Consider the following 20,650-nt stretch of genomic DNA (forward strand, 5'->3'; position numbering starts at 1 on the left):
GTACAAAACTATTTTGACTGAGCCATATATGTCTTTAGCCCATGTTTTACTCACGAGCTTACTTGAAAAACCGAGTACAGGAATTGACCTTGCACGCCGTTTTGACCGCTCTATGGGCTTTTTTTGGAATGCGACACATCAGCAAATCTACCGTGAACTCAGTGGTATGCAGCAAAAAGGCTGGATCAGCACCATTGAAGATGAGCACAGTACAACTCGTAAAAAAACCTACCAAGTTGAACAGCTTGGACGTGTTGAATTAGCCAATTGGATGGTTGAGCAAAGCCCTCCGGCTCAGTTACGTGAAGAGTTAATGGTCCGTTTACGTGCAGAAGCTCAACTGGGCACAAACGACGTATTACCCGAATTAGAACGTCACCTAGAAATTCACAAAGAAAAACTAAAAGTGTACCAGTCTATTTTTGCAAAAGACTTTGCACATGCGCATGATGAAGACCGTACTTTGTACATTCATAAAATGATTTTACAGCTTGGGATAGATTTGGAAATCGGTTGGATCAAATGGCTCGAAACCATCATTCCACAGTTGCATAAGTTTAATCGCTAAAACAAAAAATAAATAGAAAGCCGCATGCCACACTATACAATGCCCGATCTGCAACAACTGTATGTTCGAGAATATGGTCAAGGAGAACCCATTCTGGTTTTATCTGGACTGGGCATGCAAAGTTGGCAATGGCACCCTTTTCTATATCAACACCGAAAGCATTTTAAATTTATCATTCCAGACTGGCGTGGATTTGGCGGCTCTAAACATTGTCAAATTCCAAATACGGACACCATTTCAAGCCATTGGCGAGATATTGACAGCTTAGTTTCCCAGCTCGGTTACGATAAAATCACGGTGATTGCCTACTCCATGGGGGCAACGACCACCATGCACGGTTTAAAATACGGTCAGTTTGCTGAAAAAATTAAACGCTATTTACACATCGATCAAACCCCTAAAATACGAGTAGATGCAGATTGGCAATATGGTTTATATGGCAAACGCCACAATGAGTTTTAAGTATTTTAGAAGACATCTCGAAGGTACTTGCAACCAACCTCTCCGTGCCATTTGCACAGCAGATGAATAAACATGACCGTCAAGGTCTGGTCGACGCTTGGTTAAGATTCATAGACTTACAAAATAGCAATCCTTATGCTTTATCCGCTTTCCGTTTTGCATACCAACAACCAACTTTACAGAAGCTGATGTTACCCTCACAAAGTGTGACCTATTTATATTGGTATATTCAAAACTATTTGAACCATACTGAAGATTATCGTGAAGCCATTGCAGCACTCACCGCACCAACAACTTTTTTCACAGGTGCAAAATCGATCCTCTATCCTGCCCAAGGTCAAAAAATTATTGCTGGCAGCCTAACCAATGCAGAGCAAATCATTTTTAAGAAATCGGGGCACACGCCATTGCTCAGTGAACCGGTCAAATTTAGCCGTGAAGTCACCAAGTTTTTAAAACAAGCGGTCTAATAACACTAAATAAAAAAAATAGGCTCAAAACTTTCAAGATTGAGCCTATTTTTGTATGAAGGAAAGTGTTACTTAACTGTTTGCTTCTAAATTGAATTTCGAAATTAACATCTAAATTAATTTTAAAACAAATGTTAGAAAACTCGACGATCGTATTCAATTGCTTCCAAATCATATACTTGGTAAACACAATCAAATAAAGGACGTGCCAATTCCCCTTCATCATCATTCCGCACAATCAAATAAATTTGGCTAATGGCGGCACTGTCCGATAATTTCACATAATTCACATGCCTAAACTGCATAATTTGGACAGATTCAGGAACAATACAAATGCCTTCGCCCGCAGCGACCATACCCAGTGATTGCTGCAAATCTGCTTGAGTATTGAAGCGTTTCGGCTCCATCCCATATTCTAAAAATAAAGACTTGATCAGCGTTGCATAACTTTGACCATCCGTTGCAGGATAAATAAAAATCTGCTCATCTTTGAGATTATTTAATGCAATCTGCTGCTGTGAAGATAAAGGATGGCTTGAATGCACCGCAACAATCAGAGGCTCTTCACGCAATAGCACACGTTTAACCGCCTGATCCGACACACGAACTCGACTAAAACATGCATCAACCCGACCTTCTTTTAATGCCTGAATCTGATCAACTGCACTCAGTTCAATTAAATTTACATTTAAGTGTGGATATTGCTGGCGGAACAAATAAACAATTCGAGGTAATAAACCACAGAGTAAGGAACCGCCATACCCAATATTAATGGTACGTTCAGTAGCACTGGCCCGCTGCGTAATGAGCTTAATTTCTTCTGCATTTGAAAGTAATTTCACGGCTTGCTGATAAAAGAAACGGCCAATGGTGGTGGTTCTCAAAGGACGGCTGCCACGCTCAAAAAGCTGTGCACCCAACTCTTCTTCTAAATTTTGAATTTGACGACTTAAAGGAGGTTGAGCAATAAATAGCTTTTCAGCAGCCTTCGTAAAACTCTGTTCTTCTACAACGGCGACAAAGTAACGTAAATGTCTTAATTCCATGACATTGTCCTTTAATGTCGAATTTCTTTCATAATGGTCTTTTATTTGAATATATCAGGACGACACTCAAATCACATCCTTCAAATTCGGTTATTTAAAAGATGTATACACCACATTTATTGTTTGGTCATGCTAATGTGAAACGATTACAAGGTTAACCCGACTTTAGTCTTGGCAATTTTGCTCAAACTTCTCACATGAAAAACTACAAAACGTGATTGACTTCATGAAACAATTCAAGTTAATTAGCAAAATCGTTGCAAATATGGAATAAGCACAGTGCTGAGTGATCTAGATGATTTTTATTGTTTTGCCCAAGTGGTCGAACATGGTGGTTTTAGTGCAGCAGAGCGTGCAACAGATATTCCAAAATCAAAACTGAGTCGTCGGGTCTATAACTTAGAAGAACGTTTAGGTGTCCGCCTGATTCAACGTAGCTCACGACATTTTGCTGTTACAGATATTGGTATGAATATCTATCGCCATGCACAAGTCATGATGAATGCCGCTCAAGCCGCACACGATTTGGTTGATCATCTCAGTACGCAGCCGCGCGGCTTAATTAAAGTCAGCTTACCGGTTTCCATCGCGCAAAATGAAATGACCAAAATTTTGCCTGAATTTTTAAAGCAATACCCAGAAATTAAAGTGCAAATGATGGTGACCAATCGCCGCGTAGATATCATTAACGAAGGCTTCGACCTTGCGCTGCGTGTACGTTCAAATCTAGATGACGACCCAAATTTAGTCATTCGTAAATTTGAAACGATTGAGCAGCACTTATTTGCCAGTCAGGCCTATCTGAATAAATTTGGTGAACTCAAACAGCCCGAAGACTTATCACAACATCAAATATTAAGTATGGCGGATGAGCATCTCGATCAACATATTATTGTGACCGACGCACAGCATCATCAGAAAAAAATCAAAGTTAACCCAACCGTGATGGGTTCTGACCTATCGATGTTAGCTGCACTAGCCTGCCAAGATTGTGGCGTGGTGTTATTACCCGACAGTATTGTGTCCGATCATGTGAAATCAGGTGCTTTGGTTCATGTATTACCTGAATGGAAAGCTGCACATGGTATTTTCCATGCTGTATATCCATCTCGTCGTGGCTTATTACCGGCTGTACGTGTTTTCATTGATTATTTAGTTGAAAAACTCAGCCAACATGAACACGCTAAATTTTAGGCAAAAAAAAGCTTACCCATGTGATGGGTAAGCGAAAACTTAAAAACTAAGAAACTACAGCAGAATCTATAATCATATTATATAAATAAAATACATCTTTATTAAATCGTTAATAGCTCTAACTGATTTTCAGAGTTATAAGCAAAACCTTATAAATTAAGCTATAGAGAAAACCTCTTAGTCTTAAAACCTATAACGCTCATACACACTACAACTTATTAGACTAAAGTCAAAAAATATACACTTGTACAATTTAATTTAACTTCAATCCTTTAGGTACAGCAGATTCAGGATTAAATTCGCGATTTAGCTTAGATTGCAGGATATGTACCTGTACCTTCTGGCCATGGAGATAGCAACTCAAAACCACTATCGGTTACAACCACCATATGCTCCCACTGTGCAGATAAAGAGCGGTCTGCAGTAATCACTGTCCAGCCATCTTTTAACTCTTTAGTTCGCGCTTTACCGCTGTTAATCATCGGCTCAATGGTAAAGACCATGCCTTTTTTTAGAATTACACCTTGACCCGGTTGACCATAGTGTAAAACGCTCGGTTGCTCATGATAAACCTTACCAATCCCATGACCACAGTATTCACGTACAATGCTGTAGCCTTCACGATGAGCAACTTGTTGAATGGCATAACCTACATCTCCCAATGTTGCTCCCGGTTTAACTGCATGAATCCCAGCAACCATGGCCTCGTAGGTAGTTTCGACTAACTTTTTAGCCGCAGGTGAAACTTCACCCACATAGTACATACGACTGGTATCACCAAAATAACCATCTTTAATGATGGCGACATCAATATTGATAATGTCGCCATCTTTCAATACGGTTTCTTTCGAAGGAATACCATGACAAACCACTTCATTCGGTGAAATACAGGTGGTTTTGGTATAGCCATAGTAGCCAACATTGGCAGGAATCACTTTAAGTGTGTTGATGATAAAATCATTACAGATATCGTCCAAATATTCAGTCGTCACGCCCGGCTTGACATACTCCCCGATCATCTCTAAAACCTGAGCAGCTAAACGACCTGAAATGCGTAATTTTTCAATATCTTGCTCGGTTTTAATCGTGATTTTGGAAGCTTTCATCTGAATATCCTCAAATTTGAATACACCGAATTATAGACCTTTTAGATTTTTTTTGTTTTATTCAGCCAATATTTCTGCATTTATTCGGCTTATAGCATCCTATTTAGTGCTGAAAATTAGAACAATTGATTTATATCTGATAAATCTTAATAGCTAAACTTATTCCTATAAAAATTTTATATACAATAAATTTCTTTTATTTATCATAAATATAAATAAAACATTATTTTATCTGTAAATATATTCATAATTCGTATTATAAAAACTATCTATACGATTTATAAATTTTGCTCCAAAAACGAGCTTAAATGCACTAAAATTGCCTTTTTTCACAGTTCATCTCCCCTTTATGACAAGTCTTCGTACACGGGATATTGTTGCCTTAGGTTTTATGACCTTTGCACTGTTTATTGGTGCAGGTAACATTATTTTCCCACCAATTGTCGCACAGCAAGCGGGTGAACATGTTTGGTTAGCTGCATTTGGTTTCTTAATCACCGCAGTTGGTCTACCTGTCATCACGATTATTGCTTTGTCGCGTGTTGAGGGTTCTATTCAAGTTTTAAGTTCACCTTTGGGTAAAGCAGCCGGCATTATCCTTACTGTCGCGTGTTACTTAGCTGTTGGACCTTTATTTGCAACACCTCGTACAGCTACCGTTTCATATGAAATTGGTTTCTCTTCTTATTTTGGTAACGGCGCAAACAGTCTGCTAATTTATAGCGTGATTTATTTTGCATTAGTGACCATTGTTTCACTTTATCCAAACAAAATTTTGGATACTGTGGGTTATTTCCTTTCACCGCTCAAGATCTTAGGTCTCATTGTACTGGGTATTTCTGCGTTCTTTATCCCAGCCGGTGTGATTCCACCTGCCATTGGTAACTACGTAACTGCACCAGTTTCTGAAGGTGTAGTAAATGGTTATTTAACCATGGATACATTAGGCGCTTTAGTTTTTGGTATTGTGATCGTCAAAGCCATTACTTCACGCGGCGTAACGGATAGTAAGCTCGTCACCAAATATGCTGTCATTGCCAGTATTATTTCTGGTATTGGACTTACACTGGTATATATCAGCTTATTCAAACTCGGTATGGGCAGCCATGATATTGCTCCAAATGCAACAAATGGTGCAGTGATCCTGCATGCATATGTACAACATGCTTTTGGTGATATGGGCGCTTATTTCCTATCTGCAATGATCTTTGTTGCATGTATGGTGACCGCAATTGGCTTAACCTGCGCATGTGCTGAATATTTCTCAGAATTGACTAAAATTCCATACAAAGTTTTTGTGTTCATTTTAGTTGGCTTCTCACTGCTTATTTCAAACTTAGGTTTAACCAAACTCATTGCCGTTTCAGTTCCTGTTTTAAGTGCGATTTATCCACCTGCGATTGTAGTTATCCTACTGAGCTTCTGCTCTAAATGGTTTATTTCACCATCACGAGTTATTGCTCCTGTTACCGCTTGTGCGTTTATTTTCGGTATTTTTGATGGTTTAAAAGTAGCTGGTTTCGAAGATGCGCTTCCAAGCTTTATTGCCAATCTACCGCTTGCTCAACAGAATTTAGCATGGCTGATCCCTTCTGTGATTGTGCTGATTATTGCTGCTGTAATTGACAAAGTTAAAAAATAACCTTTTTTGACCTGTCTAAAATCGGAGTTTTACCCGAATGACGATTTTACCTGTGACCAATAATTGTCGAGTTTTACCCAAACTGACTTTTATTTGTCCTACTACAGCGCAAAAATCCTAAGTCATTGAACTTTTTTAATAAAGTTTTATTTTCATGATGAGAAAAAAATCCAGCCCTTTGGCTACAAAATATAATAATAGTTAAAATACAAATACTTTCTGCAAAATACACCGTACACAAACTCCATGATTAAGCCCGATTCAGACTGTAAGCTAGGCGGTTTCGTGTCATAAAGCCGATATACCCGTGTTGGTATATATATTGCTTATTCATACATAGATATTATGCATTGACCCTTTTACTCACCAGTCAACACCTTTAGATTCATAATATTTAGTATATGAATAAAATGATTATTCTTATACGATGATCTAACATAGTTTTATGACAAAATAATGACATTTGCTATTGAAATACTTCTAGTTTCGAAGTACAACAGTAGTTCAAACCTGACCAAAATCATGGGTTTTGGCGAAACAACAACAAGGAGGGGTGGAGATGTTATCAGTACATTTCAAAAAGCAATTCTTCATTAACGCTCTGAAGGCAAATAAGAACATGGTGACCTATACAAGCACCACTATTGCTCTCATGCTGACACTACTTATTCAAGGCTTAATACAAGGAAATTTAAGACCTGAATACTTTGCTTATGCTCTTATTGTCTCGGTAGCCTTTTATTTATGGGCAGTCATTGACCACAAATATCGAAAGCAAAAATCAACAGAATTTTAAGTTAGAAGATGGATGAGGCATCATCCATCTTGAAAAAAGAAAAGATGCCACCCCTACCTTCTCGATTATTCAATCCATTTTAAAAAACAATACAAATAATCCCTAAAATAACCAGAAAATCATCAGCCTTTTCTCATGAATTTTCGATTCTATTTAACTTCAAATTTTGTTTTATAAATTCTTCTACATAGCCATCGTCTGCACTTTAAAAGCTTTTAGTTCTTGATTAGCTTCCAATCTCATGCAAACCATTTCTAATTGATATTGCTTTGTTTAAAACCAAAATTTAACGATGACTCCGAAGAGCAATCCGAGTGTTGCAATTAACTCGCCTATCACCAATCCAAGCATTGCCATACTCATCATCCATTTAGGTAAATGCCATTTGCCTAAGACGTGCGGGACTTTAAATTGATTGGTGGTATCGGCTAAATAGCCATGCAGTACATAACTTAAAATCGAAAAGCTAAAAAAGAACAAATTGATGATTACAAAGAGTAAATTGAGTGTATGTGAAAGTGCTGAAAAATAGGCCAATACCGCCAAAATGAGCGTTGCTGGGGCGTATAACAAACTGCTCCGATGTGCAATATCGACATAATAATGCGCACGTGCCAGTTCAGAATGTCTTATTTGTGCATATTTCCACACCCCCGTGAGCATACCTACCCATAAATAAATCCCACTAAAAACTATCGCAATTTTTACTGCACTTGAAAGTTGAAATATATCCATTTTTAATTCAAATCCATTATTCAATTACACGCATTATTTTTATCTGTATTCCTACTGCAATAGTACTTGCTTCAAACCTGTTATGACATGACTTTAGAGTCATACTCTTTTCAGGTTTCTTTTTGGAACTTGTGTAAATTAGAGTCATCGGAACACACCCATGAAGTTTGAATCATGTCATCATCTGAAAAACTCACGATTCATTGCCAAGACGGTTATTCACTGAGTGCGCGCTTTTATCCGCACCAGACAGAGCTCAAACAGGTTTTACCTGTGTTGATTTGTCCAGCCACAGGCATTACCAAGCAATTTTATAATAGCTATGCAACATGGTTGAGCCAACAAGGCTATGACGTTTTAGTTTTTGATTTTCGTGGTATTGGTGAGTCGCTACATAGTCCTTTAAAACAATCGACAGCAAGTATTGTGCAATGGGGGCAGCTTGATATCCCTGCGGCAATCGACGCTTTGATCAGTAAAACGCAGGCGCCTAAAGTCATATTACTCGGTCATAGTGCAGGCGGACAATTATTAGGTATCGTGCCAAATTATGACAAAGTTGCCAAAGTGGTTGCTGTTTCTGGCTCTACGGGACATGTCAAAGATCTTAAAGGTCGCACCAAGCTTTTAGCTCCGGTGATGTTTAATGTGATCTTCCCGATTGCACGCTATACCATTGGCTATGGTCCGACCAATGCGATTGGTATGGGTGAAAATTTACCAAAAGATGTTGCTCGTGAATGGGCTGAATTTTGTAGCAAACCCGGTTATGTCATCAATGCCTTAGGCAAAACTGTTCAGCATGATTTTCATCAACAGGTGAGCTGTCCGATCACTGCCGTATGGAGCTCTGATGATGAAATCGCTACGGAAGCCAATGTCAAAGACTTGCTGCGTTTATACCCGAATGCTTTGACTCAAATGATTGAGTTAAAACCGAAAGAAACAGGTCATAAAGCCATCGGACATATGTTGATGTTTAAATCGTCACATCAAAACCTATGGCCGATCATTGAACAACAGTTACACGCTTAAGTTTTTGCCACTCAGTCAGTAATCCGGCTGAGTGGTCTTTTTATGGACTGCACAATAATTTCTACTTTTAGATTCATTCAAACTGCCTGACACCTTACATAATTTATTTTTCTATCTTTAAAATCTGCACTGAACGTCCAAGTGTACTTATTTTCATCAGCCGACCATTGCAAAAAATGATATAACTATTTTTTCTCAATTATATTCTATTTTGGCATGAGTGAAGCACGACACAACCTCGACAGAATTGATCGTTTAATATTATCCGCATTAAGAGAAGATGGACGACTCACCATAGCCCAGCTTTCTGAACGTGTTGGTCTCTCCTCTTCGCCGTGTTGGACACGCTTAAAGCGTCTAGAAAATTTAAAAATTATCGACGGCTATACAGCCAACATCAACCCAAAATCGATTGGGATCAATGAATTATTCTTTATTGAAATTACATTAGAACGTCACGACGATGAAATTTTAGATCAATTTAGTGAAACTTTAGCCAATATGCCAGAAGTGGTAGAAGCACATTTAGTCACTGGCGATTATGATTATTTGGTGAAAGTTGCAGTTAAAAATGCTGAACACTATGAGCGTTTTTTACGTAAAAATTTATATTCTATGAAAGGTATACGCCATACCCGCTCCATTTTTGCGCTACGACAATTAAAATCTGCCAGCAGTGCTGACCTCATGATGATTGAGTAATGAGTCAATATAGATCTAATCTATAAAATGACTTTAAAATTTTAAGGCAATTGAGCTCAGCACCCAATTGCCCTATTTATGTGTTCTAATCTATATAGCCATCTTTTTTCAATTTTTTATCTGTCAAATACTCACGTATGACCAATGTTGCAATAATAATGATGGCTTCTAAGATCGCTACTGTGACGGTTAGTTTGGTAAATACTTCGACACTGAGCAACTCAAACCATAATTGAGCGATGGCTAATAAACCCCATAAAACTGAAATAATAAGTGCACTAAAGACACCGTATTTCATTTTTCTCTCTCCAAAACAACTACATAAGCTTCGCGCTTCCAAAAAAGCAGCATACGACGGATATCCTTTTCCATCGTAATCACCGCCCAACCTTGCTGTGCATTTTGATTTAAAAAATTGGTGAATTTAACAGGATCAACTTTTGAAGAGCCAAGCAGCAAAGATCCCAGCATACCTTCTTGATAGATAACAACTTTATATTCTTTCATCAATATAGTTCTTTATGGTTATAGTGAATTGAACAAATGTTCATGGCAAAGTATAGCGATCGCTTTTTCCTAAAACAACCAAGTTTGAAATGTCAATTTACTCAGCATTTTTTTCAATTTTATGCTTTAATATACACAGTATGAGATGAGCCTTATATGAGTATCACGCGAGTGATACGACTAACCCCTAACCATGGGGCTTTTTATTGTTTTCTACTTAGCTCACATTGTTGTATTTCATTGTTCAATTTTGACAAAACAAGACTGTGAATTTCACATGTTTTCACAGGGTCTTGCTCATAAGCCGAATTAAACCATGCAGCAGCTTTTTCAAAATCTCGCTGTACGCCTAGCCCACCTAAATAAAAATTTGCTACGCTAATTTTTCCGTTCAAATCATTTGCTTCCGCAGCCTTTAAAAACCACGGATAAGCCTTTTTATAATTTGGCTTTCCATCTGTACCTCTATAATAAATCATGCCTAAGCGATGCTGATATTTTGCCAATCCTTTTTCTGCTAAAAGTACTGTAGGCTTTTCTGCAAGCAGTAGATCATTCTTTGTATAGTAATAATAGTCGGCCAATTGTTCGATATCTTCTTGCTTGCCTTTATGAGCAAATTCAATCAATAGACTTTCCAATTTTTTATCATTTCTTGGAATGAGTTCATATTTATTCATGATCAAAAGCATACGCTTTGAATCATCTAAATTTCTTTCAGCACCAATCTCAAACCATTTTGCAGCTTCTACATAATCTACGTTTACACCGACACCTTTGTAATACATCAATCCCAAATTTTGATTTGCAGAGCGGTGCCCTAAGGCAGAAGCACGCTTATACAGCGCTATGGCTTCAGGCAGATTAATCTCCACACCTTCTAGCCCCATATGTTTCAGTACAGCCAAATCATACAGCGCCTGTTATCGTTATTTTTCGCTTGAATGATGGTCTTTTGGACATCAATTTCGGCTGAAAAGGTTATAGAAAATGGAAGTGCTGTTAATACAAATAGCATGAACAATTTGATGTAAGGTAAATGATATTTTAAAACTTTCATTGTTTATTATTCTTGATCAATAAGATGGTGAAAAATGAAATGCTAAAGCACTCTATCTAGATGCTTTAGCATTTTTTAAAGCTATATATAGTATTAACCAAAGAAGCCTATCGTTGCCTGAATGACCACAGCATTGACAATATCTACAAAGAATGCCCCTGTCAAAGGAATAATCAAAAAGGCTTTATGTGATGGCCCATAGGTATTGGTCACTGCCTGAATATTGGCAATCGCTGTCGGTGTTGCACCCAAATTTACACCACATTGCCCTGCACAAAGTACGGCTGCGTCATAGCTTTTTCCCATGATCCTAAAAGTTACAAAGTACAGATACAGTGCTAAAACGAGGGTTTGTACCAGTAAAATAATCACCAGCGGGCCTGCAAGATCTGCCAATAACCAGAGCTGCAATGACATCAGCGCCATGGATAAAAATAATGCCAAGGATGCGTTACCAAATACATCGATACAGCGATCAAACATTTCAATTTTAAAGCCAAGTTCAAGGGTGTTTCTTAAAAATACACCACACGCTAAAGCCCAAACGAAGGTAGGTAATTCAAACCACTGTCCACGAGCAAACTCTGTCATGAAATAAGCAAAGCTGATACAGACGGCAAACATCCCCATCGTTTTGACGGCATCATCTGCGGTAATTAAACGAGTTTTTTCAGGATATTCGAATGGTGCCGTTTCAGATGCAGGCGGTGCTTCATTACGCCCTGATGTCGGTACAAGTTCTTCTGCCAACTGAAAACGGCGGATGAGGAATTTCGCCACTGGCCCGCCCATTATGCCTCCAATCACCAAGCCGAAGGTTGCACTTGCCATACCGAGTACGACTGCACCTTGTATGCCATGATCTTGTTCAAAGACTGTGCCCCATGCGCCTGCTGTACCATGACCGCCCGTAAGCGTAACGGAACCTGTAATTAAGCCGATGAGTGGATCTAGTCCCAAAACTTTGGCCAAGCTGATTCCGACGATGTTTTGCAGTATGACAAATACAATGACACAGCCTAAAAACAGTACCAGTGCCTTTCCACCTTCTTTAAGTTTTCCAAGACTTGCGCTCAAGCCTACAGAGGTAAAGAACATCAACATGAATATTTGCTGAATTTTGGCATCAAAATTTACGGTGATATTAAAGTTTTTAAATAATATAAATGTGATAATCGCAGCGACCAAACCGCCTGCTACAGGTTCAGGAATGTTGTATTTTTTCAGGATGGAAATTTTGTGTATGAAGAAATAACCGATAAATAAAACCAAAACCGCCACGACAATTGTCAAAAAAGCATCTATCTCATAATTCATAATTTAATCTTAAGTGCTCAATTTTATTTATCTTTTTACATAATTATTTGATTTTTTCAGCTAGAAAAATGTAAATAAGCTATTTACCCCCCTTCTTCTACTACACATTTTTGAAGCCTAATAAGTGAAATAAATAAAAATACTCAGCGTATGTGATGTGCTGAGCATTGGTCGTTTATGACTGAAAAACAGGAATTTTGAGACATTATTTGATATCGAATACCCAGTTATGCGCTTCTTTATCACTGGTGGTTTCACAGACATAGTAATCTTGATCCCACGCATCTTGGTTAAAGATTTCTTTTTTGTGGTAAGTCATCTGTTTGCCATTTTCGACGCAAACAAAGCTTTCGCCTTGATCTTTGACTTGGGTTCCGTTAAGGAAACCACCTATGCAGAGGAAGCGGGATTGTTTGGGCATTGATTACTTCAACTTCTTTGAAATTTTAAATCATCAGGTAAATTATTATAAATTTTTCTAGTTGTCATTGTTATTTTTTGAATATTGACGATATCATCATTTATTTTTTTACCACTAACAAAACTACGTAATGAGATTAAAGTTTTCTCATAAAAATAATCGTGCCAAATAAACATATACTCGTCACCATATTTCTCAAAGGAACTTTTAGTACTTGGTAAGTATTTAATTATTAATTCAACAAGTTCTTTATCTTCTTTTTTTAAAAATTCTGTAGTTTTGTCTTTAAAAGCCGCTATTAATGTTATTGCAGTAACTGTTATTCCCTGAAAAATACGCAAACTATTTAAACTTTCACGATCTAAATAAAGGTCTATAAAATGACTATTTAAGTCTTTAATTTCTTTTAAAATATTTTCAATATTACAGTCACGGTATAGCTGCTCACCAACCTCTTGTAATTCTAATTCTCTTTTTTCAGCATATACTTTTTTAAAATTAATTCTTATTAGCATTTGAATCAGGAAATTTGTTTTATTAAATATTTTTATTAATTTTAAACAATCTTCCGCAGCAATTAATTGCTTATCATTTCTTACTTTTGAACGATTTGTTTCTAAATCAGTTAAATAATTATTTATTAACGCTACATGACTGTCTTTTTCTCTTATTTTTTGTCGAAATTCTTCCATTTCTTTTTCAAATTTAATATTAATTTTCTTTTCATAGTACTTAAAAATAATATCTTTAGACAAATATCCAATGCCAACAAGCAAACCTGTAGAACCTAATGTACTAAAAAACCAAACTGATAAATTTGATAATTCCATTAATAATTATTCTCAAAAAATAAGGGCTGATTAATCAGCCCTTATTTTTAACTCAATTAAAATTATTTTTCAATAACTTAGCTTAATTGAGCAGCAGCAATTTTCTTAGTATCAACATCTTTAGAAGCGTCAGTATAGTCGCTCATTTTGTCGAAACTTAAGTATTGGTAGATGTCTGCAGACATGCTATCAATTTGAGCTGCGTATTCTTGGTACTCAGCTGGAGTTGGTAATTTACCAAGTACAGCAGCAACAGAAGCAAGCTCAGCAGAAGCTAAGTAAACGTTCGCACCTTGACCTAGACGGTTCGGGAAGTTACGAGTAGAAGTCGATACACAAGTAGTGTTCGGAGCTACACGTGCTTGGTTACCCATACATAATGAACAACCTGGCATTTCTGTACGAGCGCCAGCTTTACCATAGATGTTATAGAAACCTTCTTCCATCAATTGACGTTCGTCCATACGAGTTGGAGGAGCCAACCATAGACGAGTAGATAAAGAACCACCAGGAACTTTGTCTAGAAGTTTACCAGCTGCACGGAAGTGACCGATGTTAGTCATACATGAACCAACGAATACTTCGTCAATTTTTGTACCAGCAACGTCAGAAAGCAATTTAGCGTCATCTGGGTCGTTCGGGCAGCAAAGAACTGGTTCAGTAATTGTAGAAAGGTCAATTTCATACACTTTAGTGTATTCAGCGTCAGCATCAGCTTTAAGAAGTGATGGGTTAGCCAACCATTTTTCCATGTTTTCTACACGGCGCGCCATAGTACGAGCATCGCCATAACCTTCAGAAATCATCCATTTCAACATAGTAATGTTTGATTTAAGGTATTCAGCAACTTTCTCTTCAGAAAGCGTGATAGAACAACCAGCAGCTGAACGTTCAGCAGATGCGTCAGAAAGTTCGAACGCTTGCTCAACAGTAAGGTCCGTTTCCATTTCTGTAAGGTCGATCTCAAGGATACGACCAGAGAAGATGTTCTTCTTACCTTTTTTCTCTACAGTTAAGTCGCCTTGTTGAATCGCAACGTAAGGAATCGCATGTACTAGGTCACGTAGAGTGATACCAGGTTGCATTTTACCTTTGAACTTAACAAGAACAGACTCAGGCATGTCTAGTGGCATAACGCCAGTTGCAGCAGCAAACGCTACAAGACCAGAACCCGCTGGGAAAGAAATACCGATTGGGAAACGAGTATGTGAGTCACCGCCAGTACCTACTGTATCTGGAAGAAGCATACGGTTTAACCAAGAGTGAATAATACCGTCACCTGGACGTAGTGATACACCACCACGGTTCATGATGAAATCAGGAAGCGAGTGTTGCATTTGAACGTCAACTGGTTTTGGATACGCAGCTGTGTGACAGAAAGATTGCATAACTAGGTCAGCAGAGAAGCCTAGGCAAGCAAGATCTTTAAGTTCGTCACGAGTCATTGGACCTGTTGTATCTTGAGAACCAACAGTCGTCATCTTAGGTTCGCAGTAAGTACCTGGAAGTACACCTTGACCTTCAGGAAGACCACAAGCGCGACCAACCATTTTTTGAGCTTGAGTGAAGCCTTTACCAGTAGCTGCAGGTTGAACTGGAGTACGGAATAAAGTTGAAGGTGCAAGACCAAGAGCTTCACGAGCTTTAGTTGTTAAACCACGTCCAACGATAAGGTTGATACGGCCACCAGCACGTACTTCGTCTAGAAGAACTGGAGTTTTAAGTTCAGATTCAGCGATTTGAGCGCCGTCTTTGAACGCAGTAACTTTAGCAGCAGCGTGGTCGATTTTAAGCGTGATTTCGTCGCCCATGTTCATGTTTTGAACATCGATTTCTACTGGCAATGCACCAGCATCTTCCATTGTGTTGAAGAAAATCGGAGCGATTTTAGAACCTAAGCAGTAACCACCGTCTTTTTTGTTCGGGATGTGAGCAATTTCGTCACCGAAGAACCAAAGTACAGAGTTAGTTGCTGACTTACGGCTTGAACCAGTACCAACAACGTCACCTACGTAAGCAACTTGGTTGCCTTTCGCGATAAGGTCTTTAATTTGGTTAAGTGGACCAACTTCACCAGGAACTTCTGGGTTGATACCGTCACGTACGTTTTTAAGCATTGCGTTAGCGTGTAACGGAATGTCTGGACGGCTCCACGCGTCTTGTGCAGGTGACAAGTCGTCTGTGTTAGTTTCGCCAGTTACTTTGAAAACTGTAAGTTTAATTTCTTCAGGAACATCTTTACGGCTAGTGAACCATTCAGCGTCAGCCCAAGATTGCATAACTGCTTGTGCATTTGCATTGCCCGCTTTTGCTTTATCAGCAACGTCGTGGAACGCATCAAATACAAGAAGAGTTTTCTTAAGTGCTTCAGCAGCTAATTCAGCAAGCTCTGCATCATCAAGAAGTGCAACTAAAGGAGCAACGTTATAACCACCAAGCATAGTACCTAGTAGGTAAACCGCACGTTCTTTAGTTACTAATGGAGAAGTCGCTTCGCCTTTTGCCAAAGCAGCTAAAAAAGCAGCTTTAACGTATGCAGCTTGGTCAACACCCGCTGGAACACGGTTTTCTAGTAAATCAACTAAAAATGCTTCTTCGCCAGCTGGTGGGTTTTTTAATAATTCAACTAATGCAGCTGTTTGAGCATCGTCAAGTGGCTTCGGTGGGACTCCGAGTGCGGCACGTTCTTCAACGTGTTGGCGGTAAGCTTCTAGCACGGTGTTATTCCTCTTTTTTAAAAAATTATTTACGTATTCCTGCTTTAAATAAAGCTACGCAAATAATATGGACTGCTAAATTTTACTAAAATTCCAGTTAAAAGTTAATGCACTACAAGTGTTTCTTCGTGATGCCCGTTATTTTATAAATAAATGATCCTCATATCGTTTATACATTAAGCAAAATCAATACTTAGAACACGCTTTTCTTGCGCATATTAACTTTTGACTAAAATTAACCATCAAAAAAAGGCAACTAAATGTTGCCTGTTTTTATCAGTATTGGATATTCCACCTTAGTGTACAGTGGTTGCAGTGATATATTGCTGAAGTTCTGCTCGATCGCCTGTAAATCTGAGGCACCATTCGTCCTGACATGTGGTTTGATGTTGATTACTTGCAAAGCTGATATCAACCAAATAGCGTTGAGAAAATTCATCTACTTTTTGGCGTAATGTGACTTTATCCCCAATGCTGAGCACGTAGTTCCCACCACCGATAATTGCTACGCCTTGTTCATCTTCTAGGAGTAGATCTGAGTGATGCATATAACCTATAACGTCCATATTCTGCCCCTCTACTGTTTTTTTATTCTCCATTTCATTATTCATTAAAAAGATTTGCTTTTCTATATTTATGATTTAGCAAGTTGTCACAATTTGTATTTCGCTCTGCTTAGGCTATTTTTAAATCTTTAGGCATCTCATGCTCCAAATAACCCGAAGAGAAATATGCATCCGCAAAATAAGTATGAACTCCATCATATAGATAAACGACGGATTGTTGGATATTGCCATTTATAACTGGCAACTGATAAATACAGCCTTTAGGTTTTACTTTACGCGCTTTCTCGCATAAAAAAACCGTTCCTTAGAACGGTTTGTAATCTGGCATTTCAGTATGCGGTGTTGCGATACATTTTTCAGTAAACTCAGCACGAATTTTTTCACGTGCTTTTTCAACATCAGTATTAATCTCAGCTTGCGGCAAGGCATAAACTTCATCAATGATGTTCAGGATAAATCCTTTGGTGGTTTCATCCTCAATTTTGTTGGCATGCTCAACTGCTTTGTCTTTTTCAATTGCATTTTGACGATCTAACATAATCGTACGTGCAGCATTACCTACACTGCGGCAGTAACCCTGCCACTGCTCTTCAGGGGTTAATGGTTTTTTTTCAGCACAGCCGACCAAAGCCACCATAACGGATAAAGCAAATAACTTTTTCATGAACTTCTCCTTACGAGGGGCAATATAAAAGATCGTAATGGATTTGTCATTTAAATTAGTCGCAACCGAACAAACAAAAAAAGCCCTTTCGGGCCTTTTTTATGCGTTTAAATTAACCACAAGTTGCTTGAATAATCTTTTGATTGATTGGATTTACAGTGACGGTGACGCGCTCTACACGATAATCCATTGTTACTGGCTGCCCAGGTTTGACTAAACGGACAATTTGAGCTTGGCTAATCGCCTTGATCTGATCTTCAGTCAATTTTGCTTGGCCAATCAGCGTCTTGGCTTTATCCGCGACACATTCAGTTTGGCTACTACGGAATAATGCCCACTCTTCAACCACTTGTCCGTTTGGCAGATGACAATACCCGACCTGAGCATTTGCTTCATCACGAATTTCAAGTTTACCTTTTTGTTCTACACAATACTGGCTGGCTGGATTTGCCATACCAATTTTTTCTGGTGTCGTTTCAGTTTGCTGTGTTGTGCTACAACCCGCCATAAATGCTGTCAGTGCAGCTAAAATCCATATATTTTTCATTAAGTCTATTTCTGAATATAAAAATTTAACTTACCAAGTTTGTGGTAAATAAACGAGTTGTTTATTGAAATTTTTAGTTGTCATTCCACTTTCTGTAATTAGGCAGCAATGTGCCCTATGTTCAAAATACAGAACGTCATTTTCTTTGAACTGATGATGATTTTTGCAATATTTAAAACGACTAAACTTGTCGCAGCTTTGATTTTAAAGGTTTTATAAATTTGAAAAATGACCTGCTCAACGCGTATGCTAAAAAAGTACTTTTCTTCAAACACGCCACGTTGCGTAGGAGCAAAATATGTCAAAAAAACTGCCGATTTATTTTTCGGACGAAGCTTGGTCGTCTTTGCAACAGCTCATGGGCGCAGATGGCAAACCCAGTCCCACCATCAATGCCCTGCTTGAAAGGCAATCTCAAAAACTATCTATGGATCCATTTTTGGATTCTTCGCTCAATGTTCAGCCTGTTCAGAAAAATACCCGTATTGAACTTCCCGTTGCCTTGGAACGTATTCCTGCTGGCCCAGCTTTCGCCAATAAAGATGTTTTTGAAAAAGTCTTAGACCTAAATGATTATTTGGTAATTAACCCGCTCGCTACATTTATTGCGCATGTCGATAGCGAGTCTTTACTCAATGCTGGCTTTGAAATTAATGATACTTTTTTGGTGGATCGAAGCTTAGAAGCCAAACATGGCGATATCGTAGTCGCACTAATTGATAATCGTGAAATCACCTTAAAGCGTTTGATGATCACCGCGAAAATGTCAAAAGAAGAAATTGCCGACATTTTTGGTGACCCTAATAAAGTCTTACCCCAAATTTGGCTGAAAGCAGAAAACCCTGCCTATGCGCATATTATCCCTTCAGATAGCGAATCTATCGTTGTTCAGGGTGTTGTGACTTTTAATTTAAAGCAATTTTATAAGCGCTCATCACACACCTAAACACAAGAATTCGTCATGAAAGCTGAAAATAAAATATTTGCGTTAGTTGACCTCAACAACTGCTACGTCAGTTGCGAGCGTGTCTTTAACCCAAAGCTCAATAATGTCCCTGTCGTCGTGCTGTCCAATAACGATGGCTGTGTTGTATCTCGAAGTCAGGAAGCCAAAGACCTCGGGATTAAAATGGCTGTGCCGGTCTATCAAATTCAGGATTTAATCCAACAGCATCATGTTCAGGTGTTGTCGAGTAACTATGCTCTCTACACCGAAATGTCTAATCGATTTATGAATATTTTAGGCATGTATGTCGGCCCCGAAGACCGTGAAGTTTACTCGATCGATGAGTGTTTTTTAGATTTCACTGCCTATCAAGAACTGTTTGATTTGAGCCTATATGCTAAAGAAATACGAGATACGATCCTAAAATGGCTAGGTTTAACCTGCTGTGTCGGGATTGGTCGCTCTAAAACGGAAGCCAAAATGGCCAACCATTTTGCCAAAAAAAATGCTTATTTGAACGGTGTGTGCAATTTAGTTGAAATGGACCCTTGTTCCTCAGAACAACTCCTTGCGCAGACACCAGTCAATGAAGTTTGGGGCGTCGGTCGCAATCATACAAAAGCCCTGAATCAGCTTGGCATTCATTATGTTTTAGATCTGATCAATGCACAGCCTAAAGATATTCGAAAAAAATTTAGTGTGGTGATGGAAAAAACCGTCTTGGAACTGCAAGGTCTATCTTGTCTGTCTATTGAAGAAGAAGCACCGAGCAAACAGCAAATTATCAGTAGTCGTTCCTATGGTCAGCCAGTCTACGAACTGGAAGATATTAAAGCCTCTATTCGTGTATATATCGCGCGAGCCGTCACACGTTTAAGAGCAGATCATTCTCTATGTCGTATGGTGGGAGTGTTTATTCAAACGAGTCGCTTTAATTCTACTGAAAAATACGCACCTTATCTGGCCATTACACTGAATGAGCATACCGATGACTTAATTAGTATCACCCAAGCAGCAACGCGTGCCGCCGAAAAAATCTTTAAAGCGGGATTTAAATATAAAAAAGCCGGTGTGGTGTTATTAGAAATCATTCCAAAACAAAACTTTACCCCAGATTTGTTTTGCGATATGGCGTTAAGACAAAGCCGTTTGAAACTGTCCGACACCATCGACGATATTCAAAAAAAATTTGGGCATCATTTTGTCTCGATCGGCTTAACGCAGGACGATGCTGCAACATGGCGGATGAAAAAAAATCTGTGTTCCCCCGCTTACCTGAGTAATTGGAACGAACTGCTCCGTGTGAAATGAAACGTTTG

General features: G+C 38.5%; 21 protein-coding genes and 1 pseudogene. 9 read left to right on the top strand and 13 right to left on the bottom strand.

Features of this window, described 5'->3' with window-relative positions; genetic code table 11:
• Positions 1 to 28: 28 nt before the first annotated feature.
• Positions 29 to 568 carry a PadR family transcriptional regulator gene (locus tag FTT85_RS02745; RefSeq protein ID WP_168378633.1) on the top strand — a complete coding sequence of 180 codons (540 nt, stop codon included), beginning with the start codon at positions 29 to 31 and terminating at the stop codon, positions 566 to 568.
• A gap of 24 nt (positions 569 to 592) precedes the next feature.
• Positions 593 to 1,500 (top strand): annotated as a pseudogene (locus FTT85_RS02750) (alpha/beta fold hydrolase).
• A 134-nt stretch (positions 1,501 to 1,634) separates the two neighbouring features.
• On the opposite strand, the gene FTT85_RS02755 reads toward FTT85_RS02750, so the two are convergent.
• Positions 1,635 to 2,546 (bottom strand): LysR family transcriptional regulator, encoded by a 912-nt coding sequence (locus FTT85_RS02755; protein WP_078188530.1) that lies wholly within the window; start codon positions 2,544 to 2,546, stop codon positions 1,635 to 1,637.
• Between the two features lie 279 nt (positions 2,547 to 2,825).
• Between FTT85_RS02755 and FTT85_RS02760 the strand changes: the two genes are divergently transcribed.
• Positions 2,826 to 3,740, top strand: coding sequence for a LysR substrate-binding domain-containing protein (locus tag FTT85_RS02760; protein ID WP_180011275.1), 915 nt, complete (start codon positions 2,826 to 2,828; stop codon positions 3,738 to 3,740).
• Positions 3,741 to 4,051: 311 nt separating this feature from the next.
• Here FTT85_RS02760 and map read toward each other — a convergent pair whose 3' ends face one another.
• Positions 4,052 to 4,846: a type I methionyl aminopeptidase gene (gene map, locus FTT85_RS02765; protein WP_180109183.1), complete on the bottom strand. Its 795-nt coding sequence runs from the start codon at positions 4,844 to 4,846 to the stop codon at positions 4,052 to 4,054.
• Positions 4,847 to 5,195: 349 nt separating this feature from the next.
• On the opposite strand from map, the gene brnQ reads away from it, so the two are divergent.
• Positions 5,196 to 6,488, top strand: a complete 1,293-nt coding sequence (gene brnQ, locus FTT85_RS02770; RefSeq protein WP_180182783.1) for a branched-chain amino acid transport system II carrier protein — start codon at positions 5,196 to 5,198, stop codon at positions 6,486 to 6,488.
• Positions 6,489 to 7,047: 559 nt separating this feature from the next.
• Entirely contained in the window at positions 7,048 to 7,284 is a 237-nt protein-coding gene (locus tag FTT85_RS02775) for a hypothetical protein (RefSeq protein ID WP_078188534.1), read from the top strand.
• Positions 7,285 to 7,557: 273 nt separating this feature from the next.
• Here the strand turns inward: FTT85_RS02775 and FTT85_RS02780 are convergent, their stop codons facing one another.
• Positions 7,558 to 8,019, bottom strand: a complete 462-nt coding sequence (locus FTT85_RS02780; RefSeq protein WP_180182784.1) for a hypothetical protein — start codon at positions 8,017 to 8,019, stop codon at positions 7,558 to 7,560.
• 174 nt (positions 8,020 to 8,193) lie between these two features.
• On the opposite strand from FTT85_RS02780, the gene FTT85_RS02785 reads away from it, so the two are divergent.
• Both FTT85_RS02785 and FTT85_RS02790 read left to right on the top strand, forming a co-directional pair.
• Positions 8,194 to 9,054, top strand: coding sequence for an alpha/beta fold hydrolase (locus FTT85_RS02785; RefSeq protein ID WP_180182785.1), 861 nt, complete (start codon positions 8,194 to 8,196; stop codon positions 9,052 to 9,054).
• Between the two features lie 216 nt (positions 9,055 to 9,270).
• Positions 9,271 to 9,756, top strand: coding sequence for an Lrp/AsnC family transcriptional regulator (locus tag FTT85_RS02790; protein ID WP_078188537.1), 486 nt, complete (start codon positions 9,271 to 9,273; stop codon positions 9,754 to 9,756).
• An 85-nt stretch (positions 9,757 to 9,841) separates the two neighbouring features.
• Here FTT85_RS02790 and FTT85_RS02795 read toward each other — a convergent pair whose 3' ends face one another.
• From FTT85_RS02795 to FTT85_RS02840, 10 genes are all read right to left on the bottom strand, one after another.
• Positions 9,842 to 10,054 carry a hypothetical protein gene (locus tag FTT85_RS02795; RefSeq protein ID WP_180004964.1) on the bottom strand — a complete coding sequence of 71 codons (213 nt, stop codon included), beginning with the start codon at positions 10,052 to 10,054 and terminating at the stop codon, positions 9,842 to 9,844.
• Positions 10,051 to 10,263 carry a DUF4177 domain-containing protein gene (locus FTT85_RS02800; protein WP_078193931.1) on the bottom strand — a complete coding sequence of 71 codons (213 nt, stop codon included), beginning with the start codon at positions 10,261 to 10,263 and terminating at the stop codon, positions 10,051 to 10,053. The genes FTT85_RS02795 and FTT85_RS02800 overlap by 4 nt, the downstream gene beginning before the upstream one ends.
• Before the next feature lie 203 nt (positions 10,264 to 10,466).
• Entirely contained in the window at positions 10,467 to 11,171 is a 705-nt protein-coding gene (locus FTT85_RS02805) for a tetratricopeptide repeat protein (RefSeq protein ID WP_180182786.1), read from the bottom strand.
• A gap of 245 nt (positions 11,172 to 11,416) precedes the next feature.
• Positions 11,417 to 12,640 (bottom strand): sodium/glutamate symporter, encoded by a 1,224-nt coding sequence (gltS, locus tag FTT85_RS02810; RefSeq protein WP_180182787.1) that lies wholly within the window; start codon positions 12,638 to 12,640, stop codon positions 11,417 to 11,419.
• 205 nt (positions 12,641 to 12,845) lie between these two features.
• On the bottom strand, positions 12,846 to 13,061 hold the full coding sequence (locus FTT85_RS02815) for a hypothetical protein (protein ID WP_078193934.1): 216 nt from the start codon (positions 13,059 to 13,061) through the stop codon (positions 12,846 to 12,848).
• An 8-nt stretch (positions 13,062 to 13,069) separates the two neighbouring features.
• On the bottom strand, positions 13,070 to 13,891 hold the full coding sequence (locus FTT85_RS02820) for a hypothetical protein (RefSeq protein ID WP_180182788.1): 822 nt from the start codon (positions 13,889 to 13,891) through the stop codon (positions 13,070 to 13,072).
• A gap of 77 nt (positions 13,892 to 13,968) precedes the next feature.
• Complete coding sequence (locus tag FTT85_RS02825; protein ID WP_180182789.1) at positions 13,969 to 16,608, bottom strand: bifunctional aconitate hydratase 2/2-methylisocitrate dehydratase; 2,640 nt, start codon at positions 16,606 to 16,608, stop codon at positions 13,969 to 13,971.
• Between the two features lie 296 nt (positions 16,609 to 16,904).
• Complete coding sequence (locus FTT85_RS02830) at positions 16,905 to 17,174, bottom strand: hypothetical protein (protein WP_078189189.1); 270 nt, start codon at positions 17,172 to 17,174, stop codon at positions 16,905 to 16,907.
• A gap of 304 nt (positions 17,175 to 17,478) precedes the next feature.
• The gene (locus FTT85_RS02835; RefSeq protein WP_078193938.1) at positions 17,479 to 17,838 is read right to left on the bottom strand and encodes a hypothetical protein; all 360 of its coding nucleotides are present in this window, start codon (positions 17,836 to 17,838) and stop codon (positions 17,479 to 17,481) included.
• Between the two features lie 112 nt (positions 17,839 to 17,950).
• Positions 17,951 to 18,385, bottom strand: coding sequence for an I78 family peptidase inhibitor (locus FTT85_RS02840; protein ID WP_111884976.1), 435 nt, complete (start codon positions 18,383 to 18,385; stop codon positions 17,951 to 17,953).
• A gap of 298 nt (positions 18,386 to 18,683) precedes the next feature.
• On the opposite strand from FTT85_RS02840, the gene FTT85_RS02845 reads away from it, so the two are divergent.
• Positions 18,684 to 19,331 (top strand): LexA family transcriptional regulator, encoded by a 648-nt coding sequence (locus tag FTT85_RS02845; RefSeq protein WP_180182790.1) that lies wholly within the window; start codon positions 18,684 to 18,686, stop codon positions 19,329 to 19,331.
• Positions 19,332 to 19,346: 15 nt separating this feature from the next.
• Entirely contained in the window at positions 19,347 to 20,642 is a 1,296-nt protein-coding gene (locus tag FTT85_RS02850; protein WP_180182791.1) for a Y-family DNA polymerase, read from the top strand.
• Positions 20,643 to 20,650: the final 8 nt, after the last annotated feature.

It is taken from the genome of Acinetobacter sp. YH01020, assembly GCF_013420275.1.
GTDB classification, from domain to species: Bacteria; Pseudomonadota; Gammaproteobacteria; order Pseudomonadales; family Moraxellaceae; genus Acinetobacter; species Acinetobacter amyesii.